At 53.7% G+C, this 20089-nt stretch carries 17 protein-coding genes and 1 tRNA gene; 15 read left to right on the top strand and 3 right to left on the bottom strand.

Translation table 11 applies throughout. From position 1 onward, the window contains the following. The first annotated feature begins 109 nt into the window (after positions 1-109). The 3 genes from TX82_RS09370 (at position 110) to TX82_RS09360 (ending at position 6455) form a co-directional block, all read left to right on the top strand. Complete coding sequence (locus TX82_RS09370; RefSeq protein ID WP_005009692.1) at positions 110-3904, top strand: response regulator; 3795 nt, start codon at positions 110-112, stop codon at positions 3902-3904. Continuing rightward, positions 3888-4751: a CheR family methyltransferase gene (locus TX82_RS09365; RefSeq protein ID WP_005009690.1), complete on the top strand. Its 864-nt coding sequence runs from the start codon at positions 3888-3890 to the stop codon at positions 4749-4751. The genes TX82_RS09370 and TX82_RS09365 overlap by 17 nt, the downstream gene beginning before the upstream one ends. 84 nt (positions 4752-4835) lie before the next feature. Continuing rightward, positions 4836-6455 carry a hybrid sensor histidine kinase/response regulator gene (locus TX82_RS09360; RefSeq protein WP_005009689.1) on the top strand — a complete coding sequence of 540 codons (1620 nt, stop codon included), beginning with the start codon at positions 4836-4838 and terminating at the stop codon, positions 6453-6455. A gap of 174 nt (positions 6456-6629) precedes the next feature. Here TX82_RS09360 and TX82_RS09355 read toward each other — a convergent pair. Then, positions 6630-6706 (bottom strand) — tRNA-Arg (locus TX82_RS09355). A gap of 196 nt (positions 6707-6902) precedes the next feature. Here TX82_RS09355 and TX82_RS09350 point away from each other — a divergent pair. After that, positions 6903-7322 (top strand): thiol-disulfide oxidoreductase DCC family protein, encoded by a 420-nt coding sequence (locus TX82_RS09350; RefSeq protein WP_005009686.1) that lies wholly within the window; start codon positions 6903-6905, stop codon positions 7320-7322. A gap of 7 nt (positions 7323-7329) precedes the next feature. Here the strand turns inward: TX82_RS09350 and TX82_RS15250 are convergent, their stop codons facing one another. Continuing rightward, a complete protein-coding gene (locus tag TX82_RS15250; protein WP_005009679.1) occupies positions 7330-8268 on the bottom strand; it encodes a class I SAM-dependent methyltransferase in 939 nt (312 codons plus the stop codon). Positions 8269-8569: 301 nt separating this feature from the next. On the opposite strand from TX82_RS15250, the gene TX82_RS09340 reads away from it, so the two are divergent. The 9 genes from TX82_RS09340 (at position 8570) to TX82_RS09295 (ending at position 15899) form a co-directional block, all read left to right on the top strand. Then, positions 8570-9436 carry a rhodanese-like domain-containing protein gene (locus TX82_RS09340; RefSeq protein ID WP_005009678.1) on the top strand — a complete coding sequence of 289 codons (867 nt, stop codon included), beginning with the start codon at positions 8570-8572 and terminating at the stop codon, positions 9434-9436. A gap of 94 nt (positions 9437-9530) precedes the next feature. After that, on the top strand, positions 9531-10517 hold the full coding sequence (locus tag TX82_RS09335) for an ABC transporter ATP-binding protein (RefSeq protein WP_005009676.1): 987 nt from the start codon (positions 9531-9533) through the stop codon (positions 10515-10517). Continuing rightward, positions 10514-11479 (top strand): ABC transporter ATP-binding protein, encoded by a 966-nt coding sequence (locus TX82_RS09330; protein WP_005009674.1) that lies wholly within the window; start codon positions 10514-10516, stop codon positions 11477-11479. Before TX82_RS09335 ends, TX82_RS09330 begins: the two co-directional genes overlap by 4 nt. 10 nt (positions 11480-11489) lie before the next feature. Then, positions 11490-12371 (top strand): AEC family transporter, encoded by an 882-nt coding sequence (locus TX82_RS09325; protein ID WP_005009672.1) that lies wholly within the window; start codon positions 11490-11492, stop codon positions 12369-12371. A 245-nt stretch (positions 12372-12616) separates the two neighbouring features. Beyond that, positions 12617-13399: a motility protein A gene (locus TX82_RS09320; protein ID WP_005009671.1), complete on the top strand. Its 783-nt coding sequence runs from the start codon at positions 12617-12619 to the stop codon at positions 13397-13399. Next, positions 13396-14019 carry a hypothetical protein gene (locus TX82_RS16015; protein WP_005009661.1) on the top strand — a complete coding sequence of 208 codons (624 nt, stop codon included), beginning with the start codon at positions 13396-13398 and terminating at the stop codon, positions 14017-14019. The genes TX82_RS09320 and TX82_RS16015 overlap by 4 nt, the downstream gene beginning before the upstream one ends. Beyond that, positions 14016-14879: an OmpA/MotB family protein gene (locus tag TX82_RS09305; RefSeq protein WP_005009659.1), complete on the top strand. Its 864-nt coding sequence runs from the start codon at positions 14016-14018 to the stop codon at positions 14877-14879. Before TX82_RS16015 ends, TX82_RS09305 begins: the two co-directional genes overlap by 4 nt. After that, positions 14857-15264 (top strand): PilZ domain-containing protein, encoded by a 408-nt coding sequence (locus tag TX82_RS09300; RefSeq protein ID WP_005009657.1) that lies wholly within the window; start codon positions 14857-14859, stop codon positions 15262-15264. Before TX82_RS09305 ends, TX82_RS09300 begins: the two co-directional genes overlap by 23 nt. Positions 15265-15266: 2 nt before the next feature. Then, positions 15267-15899 carry a hypothetical protein gene (locus TX82_RS09295; protein WP_005009654.1) on the top strand — a complete coding sequence of 211 codons (633 nt, stop codon included), beginning with the start codon at positions 15267-15269 and terminating at the stop codon, positions 15897-15899. Positions 15900-15914: 15 nt separating this feature from the next. On the opposite strand, the gene TX82_RS09290 is transcribed toward TX82_RS09295, so the two are convergent. Further along, positions 15915-16469 (bottom strand): hypothetical protein, encoded by a 555-nt coding sequence (locus TX82_RS09290; RefSeq protein ID WP_144079146.1) that lies wholly within the window; start codon positions 16467-16469, stop codon positions 15915-15917. Between the two features lie 118 nt (positions 16470-16587). On the opposite strand from TX82_RS09290, the gene TX82_RS09285 reads away from it, so the two are divergent. Then, the gene (locus TX82_RS09285; RefSeq protein WP_005009650.1) at positions 16588-17874 is read left to right on the top strand and encodes a bifunctional folylpolyglutamate synthase/dihydrofolate synthase; all 1287 of its coding nucleotides are present in this window, start codon (positions 16588-16590) and stop codon (positions 17872-17874) included. Between the two features lie 19 nt (positions 17875-17893). After that, positions 17894-20077, top strand: coding sequence for an LPS-assembly protein LptD (locus TX82_RS09280; protein ID WP_005009649.1), 2184 nt, complete (start codon positions 17894-17896; stop codon positions 20075-20077). The last annotated feature ends 12 nt before the right edge of the window (positions 20078-20089 follow it).

Below are 20089 nucleotides of genomic sequence, written 5' to 3'. Positions count from 1 at the left end.
CCGAGCCCCCACAAAATGAAGATGGGATATGGGACGGTCCTGCACTTTCCGGCAACCGGGTTACTCGCTTTAGAAGCCCGGCAACCTTCCACAACGGGATACACCGCTCATGAATGACCGTCCCGAACCGGCTTTTTCTGAGGCATCGAGCGCCACCAACCAGTCCCGGCAGACGCGGATGCCGGCGGGAATCGTCTGGACCATCCTCGCGGTATCCGTACTGCCTCTTTTCCTGAACCTGATGGGTTTTGATTTCGGGTCAACAACGACTCTGAACGAAACCGCCCCGACGGGGCAGGCGCCCTCTCTTGATTCCCGAATGGACGAAAAGGCCCTTCAGGCCATGTCCGGCGTTTTCGTCCACACCATTCTTGAATGGAGCGCCTTCGCCGTCACCGTGGTGGTTTTCGTGCTGGCCCTGTTCAATTTTTATTTCAACCGGGACTGGTCGCTTCCCATTATCGGAATTGCCCTGCTGTGTGCGGGAGCGGTGGATGCGTTTCATATCCTGGTGTCGGCCCGCCTGATTGAAGGCCGGGCGGCGTTGACCACGCTTTCTCCCTTCACCTGGGCCATCGCTCGTGTTTTCCATGCCACTATTTTGATCGCCGCTGTGCTGGCCCTGTTTAAATCCCAACGGGAAAAAACGGTTGAACAAATAAGATTCCTCGCGGGGACCGGTTTTCTGTTCGCGTTCGTTGCCTTTGCTGTCATCCAGTATTGCGCCACCAGCACCGACCTTCCGCGGACTTTGTATCCAGAGTCGACTTTCACCCGGCCGTGGGATCTGGGACCTCTCCTCCTTTACATTATCGCAGGATTGTTCCTGTTTCCCCGTCTTTACCAACGCGAGAACACCGTGTTTACCCACTCCCTGCTGGTGAGCATGATTCCAAACATAGCCACCCAGGCATACATGGCATTCGGTTCCGGGGAACTGTTTGACAACGCTTTCAACGTAGGTCATTTCCTCAAAATCGTGGCCTACCTGGTTCCTTTCGTCGGGTTGGTATTGGAATACAAAAACACGTTGGGCACGTTTGTCGATACCATCGAGAAAAACGAAACCACCATGGTCCAACTGAGGGAGGCCGAAGCGCTGGCCACCCATCAGGGATGGGTGAAAACGGGCATCTCCGATCTGTTCGAGATCATGCAGAAGTCGGACAACCTCAAAACCGCCGCCCAGGAAATCGTCAGCTTCATGGTTCAGCGGCTGGAAATTCAGATGGGGGCTCTGTACCTGGCGCAGGATAATGCCTTGTACTATTCAGCCGGGTATGCCTACGCCAATCCCCATAAACTTCCTGAGACGTTCCAGTTTGGCGAGGGGTACGTTGGTCAGGCGGCCGTGAGCAAGGAAAACATCCTGGTCCGGGAGGTTCCGGACGAGTATTTTAAAATCAAATCCAGCCTGGGTGAAGCGCCTCCCAAAATGCTCCTCTTTGTGCCGCTGGTTTCAGAAAGGGATGTGGTGGGAGTCCTCGAGTTGTGCTCGTTAAAGGAAATCACCGGCAACCACCTGGATTTCGTGAACCAGGCCGCCGACGCCATAGCAGCCAAAGTTTCCCTCGAGATCGCCCAGGAAAAAATCAAGGACGCGCTGGAAGAAACCCGCGCCCAGGCGGAAGAGTTGGCGCAACAGCAATCGGAATTGCAGTCGGCCAACCAGGAACTGGAAATCCAGACCAATGCCCTCAAGGAATCCGAATACAAGCTCGTGCAGCAGCAGGAAGAGCTCCATGAAACCAACCGTCAGCTGGAAGAACAGGCATCCATTCTGGAAACCCAGAAACAGGAAATCGAATTAAAGAACGAGATCGTCAACCAGAAGGTCCGGGAACTGGAAATTGCCAGCAAGTACAAGTCCGAATTCCTCGCGAACATGTCACACGAGCTGAGAACCCCTCTCAACAGCATGCTGATCCTGTCCAGACTGCTTGCCGACAACAAGGACGGCAACCTCACTTCCAAGCAGGAGGAATTCGCCAGGACCATTCACGGGTCCGGCAACGACCTGCTGAATCTGATCAACGACATCCTCGATCTGTCGAAGATCGAATCCGGCAACATGGAAATGATCCTGGAGGAAGTCGACCTCGAACGGTTTGTGGATACCCTGAACCGCAACTTTCAACCGCTGGCGGATGACAAAAATCTGGATTTCGCCGTCGAACTGGACCCCGCCCTTCCGGAAAGCATGGTCTGCGATGCGAAACATCTTGAACAGGTGCTTCGGAACCTGCTTTCCAATGCCTTCAAATTCACGGAAAAGGGTGGCATCACCGTCCGCATCAGCCGGCCCTCCCCGGATACGACTTTAGGAAACAAAAACCTTCTAATAGATACCACAATTGCGTTCAGCGTAACTGATACAGGCAAAGGCATTCATGAATCCAAACGGGCGCAGATTTTTGATGCCTTTCAACAGGAAGACGGCACAACCAGCCGCAAGTACGGTGGCACCGGGCTCGGGTTGTCCATCACACGTGAATTCGTGCGCCTCATGGGGGGAGAAATCCAGCTTGAAAGCAGACTGGGAGAGGGTTCCACCTTCACCGTGTTCATCCCGGAAAAAGTGGAGCCACCGGTTGGCATTCTTAAAAATGAAAGCGTGGGTGGAAATGGTGGTAATCGCCCCACGTTGAAAAAGCTCGCCAAGGCCAATAATGCTGGTGAGTCCCAGCCCATCGATGACGACAGGCAGGAAATCCGCGCGTCCGACCGCACCCTGCTCATCATCGAGGACGACCTGAAGTTCGCCCACGTGCTTAAAGACATGGCGCGCGAAAAGGGGTTCAAGTGCCTCATTGCCGATGACGGGGAAAACGGCATCCTGCTCTCCCAGCAATTCCAACCTTCCGCCATCATCCTAGATGTCGGCTTGCCCGGCATCGATGGCCTCATGGTGCTTGAGAAACTCAAAAATCACCCGGAAACCAAGCCGATTCCAGTCCATTTTATTTCCGCCTACGAAAAGGACAAGGAAGCCATGCAACTGGGTGCCATCGGTTTTCTCAGGAAACCCGTAACCCAGGAAAAAATGGATGAAGTTTTTTCCCGTATTGAAAAAGTACTCTCCAAAAGCATCAAAAACCTTCTGGTCATCGAAGACGAAACCGTGGTTCAGGACGAGATTCAGAAAATGTTGGGAAACAGTAAAACCAACGTCCTTCGAGCCATAACGGGGGAAGACGGATTGAAGGCCCTGGAAGAGAACGAAGTCGATTGCATTGTCCTCGACCTCCACCTCGACGGCATTTCAGGTTTCGATTTCCTGGAACAGATCAAAAAGAAAAAGAAACTCAAAAATATCCCCGTGATTGTATACACGGGGCGGGAATTAACCCCCGATGAAGAGGTGAAACTCAAACGGTATTCGGAAAGCATCATCATAAAAGGTGCTCATTCATTGGACCGGCTCATCGACGAAGCCACACTGTTCCTTCACAAGGTGGCCGAAACGGGGGCCAGCGCGGAAGGAAAGAGGGGTTCGCGTGTTATTGAGTCCAAAGATTATGCTGGCAAGAAAATTCTGCTTGTTGACGACGATCTAAAAAACCTTTTTGCCCTGGCGCACGTGCTTGAGGAATACGAAATGAACGTCATCATCGCCAAACACGGCAGGGAAGGCCTTGAACAATTGCAAGAACACAGGGACATCGATCTCGTTCTGATGGATATCATGATGCCTGAAATGGACGGGTATGAATGCATGCGGGAAATCAGGAAAATTCCGGAATTCAAAAACCTTCCCATCATCGCATTAACCGCCAAAGCCATGAAGGGCGACAAGGAAAAATGCCTGCAAGCCGGAGCCAACGATTACTTGACCAAACCTGTTGACATTAACATATTGCTGAACCAAATCAGAATATGGGTGCTCCATGGAAGCGAACACTGAGGAACCAACAACTTTTTCCGAGGAAGAGCAAAATGAAAACCTCGAGCTTTGGGCTCTTCTCGAAGTGATGTACCAGAAGTACGGTTACGATTTTCGCAATTACAATTACAGCTCCATCCGCCGTCAGTTGAAACGGCGAATGGAAACGGAAGGGATCGACTCCATTTCGCAAATCCAGCACCATGTCCTGAACAACAAGAATTTATTCCATAAGATAGTCACGGATTTTTATATCAACGTCACGGAGTTGTTTCGGGACCCGGCATTTTTCAATGCTTTGAGAAACCATGTAATACCCATTCTCAAATCCTATCCCTCCCTGAAAATCTGGCACGCGGGATGTGGAACCGGGCAGGAAGTGTATTCCATGGCCATCATGCTGATGGAAGAAGGCCTTTTTGAAAAAGCGCAGATTTATGCCACCGACGTCAACATGGAAGCTTTGAAAAAAGCGCAGGAAGGCATTTACCCGGTAGAACTTATCAAAGAAGATTCACACAACTACCTCGAAGCAGGAGGGCTGGAAACACTGACGAAATACTGCACCGTGAATTACGGAAACGTCATCATGAATGCGGAGCTTAGAAAGCACATATCATTTTTTGATCACAACCTGGTGACTGACAGTTCCATGGGGGAAATGAACCTGATTTTTTGCCGGAATGTCCTGATTTATTTCAACAACAACTTAAAACAGAGGGCGATTCGCGTTTTCTGGGAGTCTTTGTGCCACAAGGGATTTTTCTGTGCCGGTGCCAACGAGCGCCTTTTGGGAGAAGAGAATCAAAACATGTTTGACGTATACGACGATAAAAACAAGATTTACAGAAAGAGAGAAGCGGCTTGAAAGCTGATTGTTACTGTTGGGGGGGGGAACATGAACAAACCAACAATAGTCGCAAATAGTTCAACCTCCAAAATTGAATCAACCATGGAAAATAAGAAAATCGACGATCGCCCCTACGTTCTCATTGTTGACGACGTGGAGGCTAATTTAATCGCTCTGGAAAGCCTTCTTGAAGAGGAAAGCTGCCGTATCGTTCGTGCTGATTCCGGAAAGCAGGCTCTGGAAAAAGTCCTGGAGTATGACTTCGCCCTCATCCTGCTGGACGTCCAGATGCCCAACATGGATGGCTACGAGACCGCGTCCCTCATTCGCGGGATAGAAAAAACCCGTTACATTCCGATTATCTTCATTACCGCCTCCAGCAAGGAAGAGCCCTACGTTTTCAAGGGATACCAGAAGGGGGCGGTTGATTACCTGTACAAGCCGCTCAATCCCCTGATCCTGAACAGTAAGGTTCGGATTTTTCTCGATCTTTACAAACAAAAAAGACTCATTCAGGAACAGGCCAAGAACCTGAAACTGCAGCTCGAAGAGATGGGCCACCTTAAAAACTCGGCAGACAGGGCCAACAGAGCGAAATCGGAATTCCTCTCCGCCATGAACCATGAAATCCGCACCCCGTTGAACGCCATCTTTGGTTATGCCCAGATCATGAAGCTCGACGAAGCCAGCCTCACCCCCAGGCAGCGCAACGGGGTTGAAGGCATTTACCGCGCCGGACAGCATTTGATGCGGTTGATCGACAACGTTCTCGATCTTGCCAAAATCGAGGCGGGCAGGATGACGGTGGACGCCCAGGAATTTGACCTTGTCGAAATCCTTTTCGACCTCACCGTCATGTTCGAACCTGTTTGCAGGGAAAAGGGAATTGATTTTTCAATTGAGGGACTCTCCATGGAGGAGCCCTGCTGGGTTTTTGGAGACGATCAAAAACTGCGCCAGGTTTTGATCAACCTCATCGGCAATGCCGCCAAGTTCACCGAAGATGGGGGGATCACATTGAAAGTCAAACACCTTGGAGAGGACCGGTTTCAATTTGACGTCAAGGACACGGGCAAGGGCATTCCACATGAAAAACAGAGCCTGGTCTTCGAACCGTTTCGCCAAACCGAGGTCGGGCAATCCAAAGGTGGCACCGGCCTGGGACTGGCCATATCCAAAAAGTTTGTCGAGCTGATGGGCGGCCAGATGAAGCTTGTCTCGGAAGAAGACAAAGGCAGCTGTTTCTATTTCAATATTCCGCTCCCCCCGGCGGATTCCAAACCCAAAGTCAACGGTATCTTTGAATCCCACCATTACAGGCTGCCACCTGGGCAAAGCGTGCGGGTCCTCGTTGTCGATGACATGCCGGACAACATCGATATTCTCACTCAGTTATTGAGTGAAATGGGGCTGGATGTGAAGTCCGCGCAGGATGGACAGGAAGCCATCGAATCGGTAACGGCGTGGAGGCCGGATATCGTTTTTATGGATTACCAGATGCCGGTCATGAACGGGTTTGACGCCGCCAAGGAAATCCGGGCTTTGTACGGAGACGATTCCATAAAAATCATACTGCTTTCCGCCTCCGTGCTTTCCCATGAAAAAGAAGAAATCCTGAAGGAAAACGTGCACAACGGTTTTCTTTCCAAACCGTTCATGCAAAAAGAAATCGTGACCATCCTCGAACAACTCCTGAACCTTAAATTCGATACTCAAGATTAATAAGGACCTATTCTTTTTCCCTGCCACCTCATGCAGTAGGTTCTTCAAAACGGGTTTGTCTGGATTAAAATTTAATTTTCTTTCGGGTTTCCGCCAAACGAAAATCCAACCCCAAACCAACCCAAAAACTAAAATAGCCTGCAGGAAAAACTGCAGGCCATTTCATTTATTATTTGGTACCCCCGACTGGATTCGAACCAGCGACCTACGGATTAGGAATCCGTTGCTCTATCCTGCTGAGCTACGGGGGCGTGTATTTTGAATTTATATAACGGCGGCGCAAGGCCGGTCCATCCTGCTTGCTATGCACGGAACGGATCTTTGCCGAATCATACCACGCAACTCACTCTCCTATAAATCGGTTTTTGGCCCCTCGCGACTGCGCAGGTCTCATTTCCCCGTCAAACCAAAAGTCTTATAATGAGATTCTGAAAGGACCGGATAATCATGGCAACAAGACCTGCCAAAGCGGATGAACAACCACCCATCATCTTTTTCGACGGGATGTGCGGACTGTGCAACGGGTTTGTGGATTTTCTCATCCGTGCAGACAAGGCCAAGGTGTTCCGCTTCTCTCCTTTGCAGGGCGAAACAGCCCGCCGGGTGTTGGGCACGGCCGGGGAGCACCCAATGGACAGCGTCGTGCTGGTGGAGGGGGACCGCGTCTTCGTGAAATCCACAGCGGCTTTGCGTATTTTCCGCCGGTTGGGAGGAGTCTGGTCTTTACTTTGGATTTTTCGGTGGGTGCCCGTCCCCATACGCGACGGGATGTACGGATGGATCGCGAAGAACCGCTATCGGCTTTTCGGGAAAAAAGAAACCTGCCGCATCCCGTCCCCGGAAGAACACGAGAGATTTCTCGATTGAATTCAATTCACCCCAGAGCCGGGGCGGTGCTCAGGGAATCGATCAGCCCGCGCGTGCGTTCGCGCGAACTCTCGGGAAGCTGGCAGTCGGTCAGCATCTTTTCAAGGAAAGAGATGCCTGCCTCCGGTTTGCCCCTTTCAAAAAAGCATTCAAACAACTGCATGTACAAGGAAGGAAACCCTTTGTAGGACTCGCAAAGGTGGTGGCCGATCCCTATGGCATACTCCAGCCCGTCCGGCCGATCCAGACCCCAGAGAATTCCCTTCATATACCCATCGATTTCAATCTGAACTTCCTCCTGAAGCCTTTCAGGTGTCAAAACGTGTTTGTACAATTCCGAGACCCGGTAATCGCCGACAATCACATCCATGATGTCCGGCAGGTCTTCCCGCTTGCCGTTGGTCAAACCGTAAAACCGGTGGACAATGAGTCCCGTATCCATTTCGTATTGCTTGTTCACACGGAAATACATCTGCATGAGAAACCGTTCCAGATTCTTTTTTTCCAGCAATCCCGGATACACAAAGGCATGGCGGCAAGCCCCGTAGCCCATGGTGCCCTCCTGGGTCGGGACCGAAATATAAAAAGCTCCGCCCGGCTTCAATACCCGCCTGACCTCGGAGACCATTCGATGCGGGTTGGTCAAATGCTCGAAGGTCTCATAGCTGTAGACCGCATCAAAATAATCCGTCTCGAACGGCAGATCCTGCTCGCTCACATCAATCAGGGAGACATTGAATCCTCGGGACCGGGCGCGATCCACGATATCCCGCCCGACATCCACCCCGTGCACTTCGTTGCCTGCTTCTTGCAGACTTTTAATGAGAGACCCGGAGCCGAACCCGATCTCCAGCACCCGGCCGTGGTGAATGTGTTCAAAACAACCCTGATCGACCCCGCTGGGCCGGTATTCCTCGTAAGTGATGCGTGCGGCAGTACTGGTCATTTGGATATGGCCTCCTATCATTATTCCCTCTGTATAATGTATAGATCGGGCAATCCGAAACAATCCATAAGCCTTTTTTGGCAAAAACAGGCAAAAAAGGCCGGAATGCTCAGGATTCCTTCCATCCCGACCAAGGTTCCCTGGCTACAGCATCGTTCCCCACCCTTTCCCCGTATTGCGGCCTCTAAAATCCATCACATACCTTGATTCGGCCGATTCATTCGGTATATCATTTTCAGGAGTCCCCGACTCTTCGAATAACTGTAAATTCAACCTGGAATCAAGGTTCCAAGGAGCGTTCATGATACGAGTCCGAGCCAGCCAGATTTTCACCCACGCGGTGGAAGACGCGGTGGCGGCCAAAAAAATGCTGGATGAAGGCAAATCCTTCACCGAAGTGGTGTCCCAGTACAGCACCTGCCCGTCGAAGGAAAACGGCGGCGACCTGGGCTGGATGCCCGAAGACAACGCCATGGCGCTTATGGGCGAGATCAGCGAGCAGGACCAGGGCAAAATCCTGGGCCCCATCCATTCGCCTTACGGCTACCACATCCTCCAAATCACCGAGATCGAAAAAGAGGAAGGGGAAATCGTGTTCAACCCGGACACGCCGATGACTGAGGTCAACCGCGTTCTGCCGGAAGTCCACAGCCTGCTCTTCAAACATTTCCACATCGGTATGCCCGTCACCGGTTACAAACCGGAGGAAACCATCTTCACAGTGTGCGAACAACACGGCAAAACCGTGGGCGAGGTACTGTCCCTGCTTAACAAAGAGGCCGGTGGCAAGCAGGTCCGGTTCATCTCCCCGGAACAGCTCAAGGAAAAAATGAAAGCGGGCGAGCCCATCGTCCTGCTCGACATCCGTGAGCAGTGGGAACGCGACATCGCCTGCATCGAGGAAGCCACCTTCATCACCCGAGAAAACTGCGAGTCGATCCTGGCCGACCTCGCGCCCGATTCGGAAATCGTGGTGGTGGACTGGAAAGGCGACCGCACCGAGAGCTTCCAGAAATTTCTCGGCCAGCGCGGCTTCACCAACGTGCAGGGCATCGAAGGCGGCATCGACGCCTGGGCGGAAAAGGTGAACACGCGCATGGCGCGTTACGACATCGATGAGGAAGACGACGATTACCGCTACGAGGATATATTTGATGATGTCCAGTAGCCGGTAACGGGATTCATAGAGGAAAGTTTCCAAATGGAGGCTTTCCTTTTTTTGCCCTGCATTTGGCGGGGCTGAAACACATCCGGACTTCGCCATGGCCCCCCTGCTCAAGATCGAAAACCTGGTCACCTCGTTCTACATTGAAGAAGGCAAAGTCGAATCCGTGCGGTCGGTCAACCTGGAGATCGCGCGCGGTGAGACGGTGGCGCTGGTCGGCGAATCCGGTTGTGGTAAATCCGTCACCGCTCTCAGCGTCATGCGCCTCGTGCCCACCCCTCCCGGCCGTTACGAGAGTGGCCGAATCGTGTTCAACGACCGCGAGATCCTCAAACTGTCGGAAGAAGAAATGCGGGACATCCGCGGAAACGACATTGGCATGATCTTTCAGGAACCGATGACCTCGCTCAACCCCATCTTCACCATCGGCGACCAGATCATCGAGGCCATCGTCCTGCATCAGAACAAAACCGAAGCCGAGGCGCGCCGGCTCGCCATCGAACTGCTCGACCGCGTGCGCATTCCCTCGCCGGAACAACGCATCGACCAGTATCCGCACGAGTTGTCCGGCGGCATGAAACAACGCGTCATGATCGCCATAGCCATCTCCTGCCGCCCTGCCCTGTTGATTGCCGACGAACCAACAACGGCGCTCGACGTCACCATCGAGGCGCAAATCCTTGACGTCCTCGCAAATCTGCGCGACGAAACGCAAATGTCGATCCTGCTCATCACGCACAACCTCGGCATCGTGGCGCAGTTCGCCGACCGCGTCGCCGTCATGTACGCCGGGAAAATTGTAGAAGAAGCACCGGTGGTGGAGTTGTTCGAAGACCCCAAGCATCCCTACACGCGTGGCCTTCTTCGCTCCCTCCCCAAAGACGAGCCGGGCAAACTGCTGGAGACGATCCCCGGCACCGTGCCCAACCCCGTCAACCTGCCATCCGGTTGTGCGTTTCATCCGCGTTGCCCGGATGTGATGGATGAGTGCAGGCGGGAAATCCCTCCGGTGTACCGCACCGGTCCCAACCAGACCGCTGCCTGCTATCTTTACAAAACCAACGCCGTGGCGCAGGAATCATGAAAACACTCCTGAGCTTGAAAAATCTAAAAAAATACTTTCCCGTTTACGGCGGCGTATTTTCACATGTGGTGAATGAAGTGAAAGCGGTGGACGACGTGTCGCTCGACATCGGCGAGCAGGAAATTCTGGGACTGGTCGGCGAGTCGGGTTGCGGCAAGACCACCGTCGGACGCATGACCCTGCGTCTCCTCGAACCCACTGCGGGACAGATCGTTTTCCACGGTCGCGACATCACGCAACTCCCGAACCGGGAGATGGAACGCTTGCGTCCGAAAATGCAGATCATCTTTCAGGACCCGTTCAGCTCGCTGAACCCCCGCTTCAATGTCGAGCGCATCATTGGCGAAGCCATGCTGGTGCACGGCAAAGCCACCAAACGGAACCTGCGCGACCGTATCGCGGAAGTCATGGGCCAGGTTGGTCTGTCACCGCGTTACATGCGCCGCTACCCGCATGAGTTCTCCGGCGGACAGCGCCAACGTATCGGCATCGCCCGCGCCCTGGCGCTCGACCCCGAGTACATCGTGTGCGACGAACCGGTGTCCGCGCTGGACGTCTCCATCCAGGCACAGATCATCAATCTCCTGCGCAAACTCCAACAGGAGAAAAACCTGACCATGCTGTTCATCTCGCACGATCTCAATGTGGTCAAGCATTTGTCCCAGCGTACGGCCGTCATGTACCTGGGGAAGGTGGTGGAAGTCGCGCCGACCGATGTGCTCAACCGCGAACCCGCGCATCCTTACACCAAAGCGCTCCTCGCCGCCAAGCCGTCGCTCAATCCCCGCGACCGTGGAAAGAAAGTCGCTCTCGGCGGCGACGTGCCCTCGCCCCTCAACCCGCCTTCCGGATGCCGGTTCCACACGCGTTGTCCGGAAGTGATGGACCACTGTAAACACGAGGACCCGAAAAAAGTCGAGCTCGGTCCCGGACACGTCGTTTACTGCCACTTGTATACATGACGGGCCGTTCATGATCGACGACCTCCTCCACGTCCTGCAACTGGTCTCCCCCTCTTTTCTCATCATCGGGCTGGGGTTCCTCTTTTCCCGCCGGGTGTCCATCGACCCCAAACCGCTGGTCCGGCTGACGATGGGGGTCCTGCTTCCCTGCTTTGCCTTTCACCATATCAGCGGCATGAACCTGGAGGGAGGTTTGCTGGGCAATGTATTTCTCTCCGCGTGGGTCATCCTGCTGTTGCCCGGCCTTCTTGCGTGGATACTTTTGCGCAGGCGAAAAGAAATAGGCCGGGGGGTGTACCTGCCCATCATGTTCATGAACTCGGTCAACCTTCCTTTCCCCATCATGCAGGCGGCGTACGGGGATGTGGCGATTCCGCTGGGGCTCATGTTTTTTCTCGCCTCGTTCATCGCCGTGTTCACGGTCGGGTTGTTTCTCGTCTCCGCCGAGGGCGGCGCACTGCAGTTTTTGAAGGAACCGGTGGTCTATCTCGTGGCGTTGGGGCTTGCCGTCAATGCGTTCCAGGTTCCCCTTCCTCACTTCGTCCGGGAACCCGTGCGTATTGTGGCCGGGGCCAACATCCCCATGGTGCTTCTTATTCTGGGAATGCACCTGGCACAAGTGAAGGTGACTCAGCTCAGACTGACCTGGATGGTGGTCGGTTTCCGTTTTACTTTCGGACTGCTGGCAGGCCTTCTATGCACCGCCATCCTTCCGCTGGATGACCTCGCACACAAAATAGTCCTTCTGGAGAGCATCATGCCCTGCGCCGTGATCAATATCCTGCTCTCCGGCAAGTACAACGCCAACCCGGAGCTCGTGGCCTCTTCCATCCTCGTCTCCACCCTGTTGTCGCTGGCCATCATTCCCATCACCCTGCTGGCGCTGGGCTGACCCTCCTCATAGCCCCAGAAATACCTGTAAAACCAGATATTATTTGATTTTATCGCCACCAAACCCTCCAGTTCGGGCCAATTGTGCCGATAACTAGAAACAGGGCCGGCATCAGGCCCACAAGGTCCGGAACGAACCACCGGAAACCCCATAACCTAATGAAAACATTGCAGAAATTCGACTTTCATGGTAATTTTATTGGAATCCGAAATTCTGTCACGAGCACTTTCCCAAGGATTTGACCTGTGGATGCCGCATCCCTTGTAGGGGTCCTTCTAGGACTGGGGTTGATCATCGGGGCCATCTTTCTGGGCGGGGATTTGAGTCATTTTTTCAACCTGCCCGGAATCATGATCGTGGTCGGCGGAACCATCGCCGCCACCCTGATCACCTTCCAATTGAAAGACGTCATCGCTGCTTTCCGTGCGGCCATTTTCGTTTTTTCCGAAAAAAAGTCCGATCCCAACGACATGGTCGAGACCATGATCGAGCTCTGCAGCATCAGCCGCCGACAGGGATTGATCGCACTCAGCCGCATCGAATACGAAAACGACCTTTTGCGAAAAGCCTGCAACCTGATCGCCGACGGATCGAAGGAAGAAATGATCCGTGACACCCTGAACATCGAAATCGAATCGATGAAACAGCGCCACTTCATCATCCAGGACATTTTCCGCAAAATGGCGTCTTATGCTCCCTCCTTCGGCATGATGGGCACCCTCATAGGTCTCGTACAGATGCTCCGCCAGTTGAACAACCCGGATACCATCGGTCCCGCCATGGCCGTGGCCTTGCTGACCACGTTTTACGGGATGCTGTTATCGACTTTGTTTTTTCTTCCCATCGCGGGAAAATTAAAGGATCGGACCCTGGTGGAGTTGATCAACCTGGAAATCATGTTTGAAGGCGCCATTTCCATACTCGAAGACAACAATCCGGTTTTCGTTTATGAAAAACTGTCTTCCTACGTCCCAGCCAAACGGCGACGTCCACCACGGCCCACTGGAGCGGCTTACCAGACGGGGTGACCCATGGCGAAGAAAGACGACAAAAAAGAAAACTTTCAACAAGTCCAGGAACTGCTACGCGCGCAAAAGGCCCAGTTGAAAAAACTGGACGCCGAAAAGGCCCGTCAGGAAACCCGGTTCAAACACATGTTGACGGTCACGGGAAAAAAATTAACAAACTCCAGCAAACCGTTGAAGACCAGAAGGAACAGATCAAATTCCAACGGAGCCTTAGCCAAAACCGGGTTGTCACGGCTCCCCCCAAAGAACCGGCCGAAGCCAAGGAAGAACAAAAAGAGGATCCTACTCTTCCCCGTTATGAGGAGTTGACCCGAACGCTCAAGGCCCTGCAAAAGAAAAACCTTCAGCTTACCGACCGGGTAAAACTGGAGAGAGAAGAACGAGAGAGGCTGACGAGGGAAAAAGGCGCGTTGGCACGGGAAGTCAAACGGCTCCGTCATGACGCGGGCCCGGTAGAGGAAGTCCAATCGAAGGCCGTGTCTCTTGGGATGCTGACGGAAAAATCCAAGGAACGGTTTGAAAAACTGCTGATGGAAAAAGACGGCCTGATCAAGATGTATGAAAAAATGATCCAGACCAACAAAAAGGAGGTGACGCGCTCACCCTCACCTCCGACATGATCAACAAAATACAGGACGAACTGGACAAAACACGATCGGAAAAGGAGGAACTGGAGGAGGAGATCAAACTGCGTGACCGCCAGTTCGAAGTGCAATTGAACTACGAAGTGCAGAGGGCAAAGGAACGCATAAGAAAAAACACACAAATCCGCCGCCGCCAGCGGGAGACCCTCGCCGACTTCGCCGAGGAAGTGCAGGACGAGCGGTCCGGCCAAGCCTGGCTCATGACATTCGCGGACATGTTCACCCTGCTGCTCACATACTTCATCATTTTGTATTCCCTTTCTTCCATCAACATGAACCGTTTCAAGGAAGCCATCCTCGGTCAGGAACAGGCATCCATCGGCCTTCTGGAACTCATGGATGCCGCGGAAATAAAAGAATCGCTGGACGTGTTGACGGGACTCAAATCTGATAATATCCTGACGGAGGTCAAGAACGTGGCCAAGGTGGAAAGCCTTTCGGACGTGATGACCATTTCCACCGACCAGTCGAAAATCATCGTCAAGGTTCCTTCCCAATCCCTTTTCAATGAAGGCGATGCCATATTGAACCTTGGCCGTGGTAAAAAAGTCCTCGACGAACTCATCCGTTTAACAGGAAAATATCCCGAATACAAAATCAACATCAACGGCCATACCGACAATTCGGAGATTCCCAACGAACGTTTTGCAAGCAACTGGGAGTTGTCATCAGCACGCGCGACCTCCGTACTGAGGTACTTCATAGATCAAAACATCGATCCCAAACGCATGACGGCCACGGGATTTGCCGACACATTTCCCATTGCCACCAACAAGACCGAGCGCGGCCGCGCCTTGAACAGGAGAGTTGAGTTTGTTCTGGAAAAAGAAAACTGAAGACGACAAGGAAGAAAAGGGGAAGCTGTTTCACCTGCCTAAGGAGGACAAACGGCAGGCGTTCCGCATTTCTCCGGATCCGGCGGAACCGGTCCTGGTTTCCATAGATGGAAAGACCGTCAAGGTTTTGGAAATCAGTTCCGGGGGAATTTCTTTCCGGAACAACGACTTCAAGCCCAAGGGGGTGTATCCTGTCACCTTCACCCTTCCCATCACCGGCGGATTCGTCAAGACCAAACTCCGTATCCTGCGCGTCAACCGGGAGGGGATCTGCCAGTGCCGCTTCGTGGGGTTGACTGAACGGGCGGAAGACGATATCCACCGTTACGTGCTGGCCCGTCAAAAGGAAATTCTCCGAACCCGCAAACGATCCGAAACCGAGTGACCATGCCCTCTCAGCCCCATGACTCTCCTTCCTGGTCCGACACGGAACTGCGGCTGATCCGGGAACGCGAACTGTTTCTGCACAAGCATTCCATCATCAAAAAGGCCGAATCCAGACTGGAAGGCCTGAAGGAAGTCATGATCGCAGAACTGGCGAAAGATCCCGGCCCTGTTCCCCTGGGCACCGACCTCAAACGGGGAAAAATCACCAAGGGAGAAAACAACAAGGGGTTTCCTTTTGTGTCTCTCGACATTCCGCAGTTCTTCACCAAAGAGGAATACTTCACCTACCGCATTCTGTTCTGGTGGGGACACTATCTGGGATACTCGCTGGTGCTCAAGGGACCCGCACTGCCGCAATACCTCGATTGCCTTCTCGCGCGGAGAGGCGAAAAAGACTTCGCCGATGTCTGGCTGGCCCGCCATGACAGTCCCTGGGAATGGGAAAACGCGGACAACAATTTCTCGCCCGTGCAGGATCCGGCTGACAAAGACATCCGCCAGCTGGTGAACACCATTTCGTACATCAAGGTCATCCGCATGATCCCCGTCAACGATCCCGGTTTCACGAAAGTGGACTGGTCGGCGGAAGGCGTGCGCACGTACCGAGATCTCATCCGGTTGACACAAAAGTAAAGTAATTCATTTTGCTCAAGGGATGAACACCAGCGGGTGCATCCACAACAATTCGCGGCCCGGAACAACCAGCATGGGCCCGCCTTCTTCCGGATTTTTCAGATACACCATCTCGTGCGCAGAATCGGGAATGGGGGAAACCCGCGCATCGGGAATGTGAAGGGGGGTCGGCGTCATGAAACTTTTGCGGCGCTGGCGAAGACGGTCGGGAATGGGAGTGGAGGAATCCGGTTTTTTTGTTCGCTGATGAATCGCCACATCGCTCTTGATCAGTTTGCAGACCAGCGGCCGCTCATTCTTGATCTGCGCGAGATACACCCGGTGCAGCGCAGGGACACCTGGGGACTGGCGAGAAAACACACCCACACTGCCTGCAGGCACCTGCGGGGCGGCACCATCGTCTTCCATCTTGAGCGCGTAACATTCTCCGGGAAGCGGTTCGTCAGGAAAGATATCGATGGAAGTCACCAGTTCCAACCCTTCCATTGGTTCCTTCATGTTATCCAGGAGGACCGGACCCCGCACCAGCCGCATGAGGGGAATGCGCAATCGTTGGGAATGGGGTTTCACATTCATTCCTTTAATTAAAATAAATTAAGCAATAATATCTTACGCCCGGATTTCAAAAATGCGAAAATATAAAACCCTGATCAAAATACCCTTATCTTCTTACCAATGTTAAAACATTATGACCCCAACCCAATGTCTGGATTACCTTTTCAACCTGCAAAATAGCGGAATCAAACTGGGACTGGAAAACACCACCCGTCTGTTGGAAGGACTGGGCGATCCCCAGCACAAGATTCCGGCCATCCACATCGCCGGCACCAAGGGAAAAGGTTCGACCGCCGCCTTTGTGGAGTCCATCCTGCGCGCCGCGGGTTACCGCACCGGACTGTATACCTCACCGCACATCCGGCATTTTTCCGAACGCATCCAGGTGAACCGCGAGCCGATTCCGGAAAACGCGATGGTGAACGGGATTCTGCACATCAAGGAAACAGCGGAACGCATCGGCGTTCCGGTTACGTTTTTCGAGTTCGGTACTGCCCTCGCCTTTCAATATTTCGTTGAGCAGAAAGTGGACTGGAACGTGATCGAAGTCGGCATGGGCGGTCGGCTTGATTCCACCAACACCTGCCAGGGCGAAGTGTGCATCGTCACCTCCATTTCCCGCGATCATGAAAGCAGCCTGGGCAGCGAGCTCCCCGGTATCGCCTTTGAAAAGGCCTCCATCATCAAGGACACCTGCACCGTGGTGACGGGTGTGGACCAGCCCGAGGTGTTCCTCGTGATCGAAGACCGCGCGCGGGAGTTCGACTGCCGCCTTCTGCAACTGGATCGCGATTTCAAAGTGAACCTGCGTACGCACCAGCCGGGGAAGATGGTGTTCGATTTTGAAAGCCCGACCGGAAGCATTCAAGGTTTGACCAGCCCCCTGCTCGGACGCTACCAGGCGCACAACGCCGCCATGGCCATCGCCGCCTGCCAGGCCCTGGATTCCAAAGGAGTGAAACTCACCCCTGAAATCATTCGACGCGGCATCGCCACTGCGCAATGGGCCGGACGGCTGGAAGTGGTCAACGAATCGCCGCTCACCCTTCTCGACTGCGCGCACAACCTGGACAGCCTGCAAAAACTGATGGAGGCCATGAAGGAATTGTACCCTTCGCGGAAACTGCGCATCGTGCTGGGTATCATGCAAGACAAGCCCTACCGGGAATGTATTGAAATTATCGCCCGATTCGCCCATCATATCACGCTGACCCGGCCCCGGCAGGATCGCAGCCTGAACCCGGCGGACCTGGCCGGCGAGACCTTTTCCATCGGGCCGCTGGAAATCATCGAGGACGTCCCTCAGGCACTGATCGCAAACCAGAAACAATGTGGACCCGACGAATTGATTTGTGTGACGGGTTCCATCTTTACCGTCGCGGAAGCCAGAGAATATATTGAACGAACCTGTCTCAAATAAGGCGGTCCTTTTTGTGACGATGGCGTTGCTGGCAGGCCTGCTCGGATTCATTCCCTCTCCCGCACTCAGCCAATCCATTTCTCCCGTCACCAGCCCGGAGCAAAAAGAAGACCCGGTGGAAATCACCGCCGATTACATGGAGCACCTGGTAAAAGAAAATCTCATCAAAGCCCGCGGCAATGTGGTGGTGCGATATCAAAACCGCACCATACGCGCCGACAAAATGGCCATCAATACCGAATCCGGCCAGGGACACGCGCAAGGAAACGTGGTGATGAAAACGGAAGGCGGTTCCACCGTGAAAGCGGTGCGTGGTGATTTCAACATCAAAACGCACCGGGGCATCCTGCTTCGAAGTCGGGGAACGCTGAAAGGACGGCAGGGACAGGAATATTACGTTTCCGGGAAAGTATTGCGCCGCTTTTCGGAAGAACACTACCAGACGGAGGACGCCACGCTGACCACCTGCACCGGGGTGTTGCCCGACTGGATGATCGAGGTGGGCAAGGCAGACATCCTGATGGAAGACCGCGCCCTGTTCACGGGCGGGGTGTTTCGTGTGAAAGGAATTCCTTTCCTATACATCCCGGTGGGTTACGTGCCCATCGTCTCGGAGCGCAAAAGCGGGTTCCTGATGCCCAGCATCGGTACCAGCAACCTGGACGGCCTCACTATACAAAACAGGTATTTCTGGGCAATCAACCGGTCCTACGACGCCACCCTCGGTGCCGACTACATGGAAAACCGCGGCCTGCGCTCATCCCTCGAATTCCGCTACCGCCCCAGCGAAACGACCGAAGGCTGGTGGCGCGGCGAGCATTTGAAGGACGACATTTCGGGAAGAACGTTCTGGAAGCTCGATGCCCGGCATCAGCAGGTCCTGCCCGGCGACGCCCGTCTTTTAGCACGGCTGGACCAGACTTCCGGAGCGAACTTCAACAAAACCTTCAAGTCGCAGACCGAAATCCGCACCCGGCGTAGCAGCGATTCGTTCCTGTCCTTATTCAAAGGATGGGAAACCAACTCCCTCGACATTCTGGGACGCTACCGCGAAAGCGAACAGGCCGAGCGCGACGACACCTTTGGCATCCTGCCGTCGATCACCTGGGTCACACAGTCGTTTGAACTGGGCAACAGCGGCTTTTATTTCAACCAGGAATCCAGCGCCACCCAGTTTTTGCTGGATCTCGATCCGACCATCGGCACCGACAACGAGGAAACCCTTCAACGGTTTGATTTTCACCCGCAGGTTTCATACCCGATCACTTTCGCCCCGTGGTTGCGCCTGACGCCCCAGGTCGGGTTCCGTGAGACCTATTACAACAAGGAGCTGTCGGACGACATCGATCCTTCCACCAACCAGCCGTTCATCCGGCCGGAGTTCACAAGAGAGGTTTTCGAGTTCAGCGCCTTTCTGGAAGGACCCAAGTTCAACCGGGTCTTTCAACCGACGGAGCCCGGCGGCCCCGCGTACAAACATGTCATCGAGCCGCGCGTGCAGTACGATTACATCTCCGGCTTCGACCGGAAGGACCGCGAAAAAATCCGCATCATCGACGGAGTGGACGACATCCGCCCCACCGAAGCCGTCACCTATTTCCTGACCCAGCGCCTTCTTCGCAAGGACACGGACAGCAATGGCAACAGCGAAGTGCGACAGGTCGCACGCTTTGAGATCAGCCAGAGTTACAATATCAAGGAGGCACGGCGGTTCCAGACCCCACTCACGCCTCGGCGTCCCTTTAACGACCTGCGGTTCGACCTCGATACGCGCTTCACGGATTATTTCATGTTCAACTTCGACAGTGAGTATAATGTGTACGATGGTTTCGTCCAGCGGTTCAATTTCGATGTCGGCATCCGCTTCAGCGAATGGTTGATGGTGGTTTTGGAAAAACGCCAGGTCCACAACGAATCGGCCATGATTCTCGGTACCCTCGACGTGACTCTACCCAAAGGATTGAACTTCAAGTACAGTGCCCGTTTTGATGAGTTCAATGACCGCGTGCTGGAACACAACGGTCGAGCCACCTACAGCGATCCCTGCAAATGCTGGGGCCTGTCATTCGATTTCATCCGTCGCCGAAACATCAACCTCAACGTCAACCAGGCGGAAACCAAAATTCTGCTCAGCTTCGAACTGCGGGGCCTTGCCGACTTTGATGGAACGCGCGGCGAGAATTTCATCCACCGCGGGTTTTGAATCAATCATAAT

The sequence above is a fragment of the Nitrospina gracilis 3/211 genome (genome assembly GCF_000341545.2).
GTDB lineage: Bacteria > Nitrospinota > Nitrospinia > Nitrospinales > Nitrospinaceae > Nitrospina > Nitrospina gracilis.
The sequence above is the reverse complement of the archived record's forward strand: the minus strand, read 5'-3'. Positions and strand labels throughout refer to the sequence as shown.